We start from the raw sequence: 2,083 nt of genomic DNA, 5'->3' as shown, positions 1-2,083 counted from the left end.
TTTATTTAATTCATATGGTTTACCTTCATATTCAAAACAGTATTTCATCTATATACCTCTTTTCTATTGCTTTTACAATATTATATCATATAATAATTGCTATAAATTATTCTTATTTATTAAACCTTTATAATAAATATTATATAAATGCTCTATAACTACAGTAATATAATCTATTTATTTTTTAGCAATTTCAGCTCTAAGTTTCTTTCCTTTAATAGTCTTTGTCTTTAAAGCATCTAATACTAATTTTCCTTTATTATTTAATATTTCGACAGTTGAGCCCATATCCTTTACATCAATTATGCCTACATCTTCTTTATTTACACCATCAATGCTCATTATAGTACCAACAATATCTATAACTCTGATTTTCTTTTTCTTACCACCATTTAAATAAATCTTAGTAATATTTTTTGTTATCTTTTTAGTCTTTTTCTTTATTGTAGGTGTACTCTTTAAGAATTTTTCTCTTTCTTTTATATCAAAATCTTCATTTATTTCAGTATAATCTTCAATTTTAAAACCTATGTATTCTTCTATTCTATCTAAATACTTATCTTCATAAGGAGTTATAAGTGTTATAGACTTACCTGAAAGTCCAGCTCTTCCTGTTCTTCCTATTCTATGAACATATGCTTCTTTCTCAACTGGTATATCTATATTTATTACATGAGTTATATTATCTACATCTATTCCTCTAGCTGCTATATCTGTAGCAATAAGTATTCTAAATCTACCCTCTTTAAATTGCTCCATCTTTTTTGTTCTATCTTTTTGAAGCATATCTCCATGAATTTTATCAACTGAATATCCTTTATCTTTAAAATATTTAAAAGCAATTTCTACATTATCTTTTGTTCTACAAAACATTATTGCAGTTTCTGGTCTTTCTTTTAATAAAATTTCGTTAGCTTTATTTAATTTTTCTTTTCCTTCAACCCTAACTAAGCCATGAGTTATCTTTTCTGTTATTAGCTTTTGCTCTCTTATCTTAATTTCAACTGGTCTATCCATATACTTTTTGCTTAATTCATTAATTTTTTCTGGCATAGTAGCTGAAAATAACATAGTAACTCTTTTTCTAGTTATTCTTCTGCATACGCCTTCCACTTGACCTATAAAGCCCATATTAAACATTTCATCAGCTTCATCTATAACTAAATATTTAAATACCTTTCCATTTAAATTTCCATTATCTAAATGATCTAATATTCTACCTGGAGTTCCAACAACTACGTGAACTTTACCTTTTAATGATTTTTCCTGTTCTTTAAAAGATTCTTTTCCAACTAATGCTACAGCCTTAATTCTTTTATATCTTCCGATATTAATAAAATCATCTTTTATTTGAATTGCAAGTTCTCTAGTTGGCGCAAGAACTAGAACTTGTGGAGCATTTTCTTCCCAATCAATTTTTTCACATAAAGGAATACCAAATGCAGCTGTTTTACCACTTCCTGTTTGTGCCTTAACTATTAAATCTTTATTTAAAAGTGCTTCTTTTATAACAAGATTTTGAACTTCTGTTGGCTTCTTATATCCTAAGTCATGCAATGAATTTACTATCTCTTTACTTAAATTAAATTTCTGAACCTCCCACGACTAAAGTCGTAGGGTTCTTGGTCGATAACACCATTGTGTAAGCATAACCAAGCTATCCCCATAGTTCCTACGGTTCTTATATATGTTATCTATTTATATAGTTATATTTCTTAATCCTTCATTTAATATATTTATTGCTGCATTTATATCTCTATCGTGGTTTGCACCACATTCGGGACAAGTCCATACTCTAATCCCTAAATCTTTTACTTCTTCATTTTTATATCCACACTTATTGCATAATTGGGAACTAGCAAAAAATTTACCTACTTTAATTATTTTTCTCCCATACCAATTAGCTTTATATTCTAATTGTTTTACAAATTCTGACCATGATACATCTGCTATTGATTGAGCAAGTTTTTTATTCTTAATCATGTTTTTAACTTGTAAATCCTCAATACAAATAATATCATTTTTTCTTATTAATTCAGTAGATAATTTTTGTAAAAAGTCTTTTCTTTGATTAGAGATATGT

At 27.1% G+C, this 2,083-nt stretch carries 2 protein-coding genes; both read right to left on the bottom strand.

Annotation, left to right across the window (positions count from 1 at the left end; genetic code table 11):
* Positions 1 to 177: 177 nt before the first annotated feature.
* Entirely contained in the window at positions 178 to 1,557 is a 1,380-nt protein-coding gene (locus SPJ33_RS03515; RefSeq protein WP_321116595.1) for a DEAD/DEAH box helicase, read from the bottom strand.
* A 141-nt stretch (positions 1,558 to 1,698) separates the two neighbouring features.
* Positions 1,699 to 2,083: RNA-guided endonuclease TnpB family protein (locus SPJ33_RS03510; RefSeq protein ID WP_321116594.1), on the bottom strand; the 385-nt coding region annotated here is incomplete at its 5' end.

The organism is Clostridium sp. (assembly GCF_034179595.1).
In the GTDB taxonomy this organism is placed as follows: Bacteria; Bacillota; Clostridia; order Clostridiales; family Clostridiaceae; genus Clostridium.
This window is presented reverse-complemented; position numbering and strand designations above follow the sequence as displayed.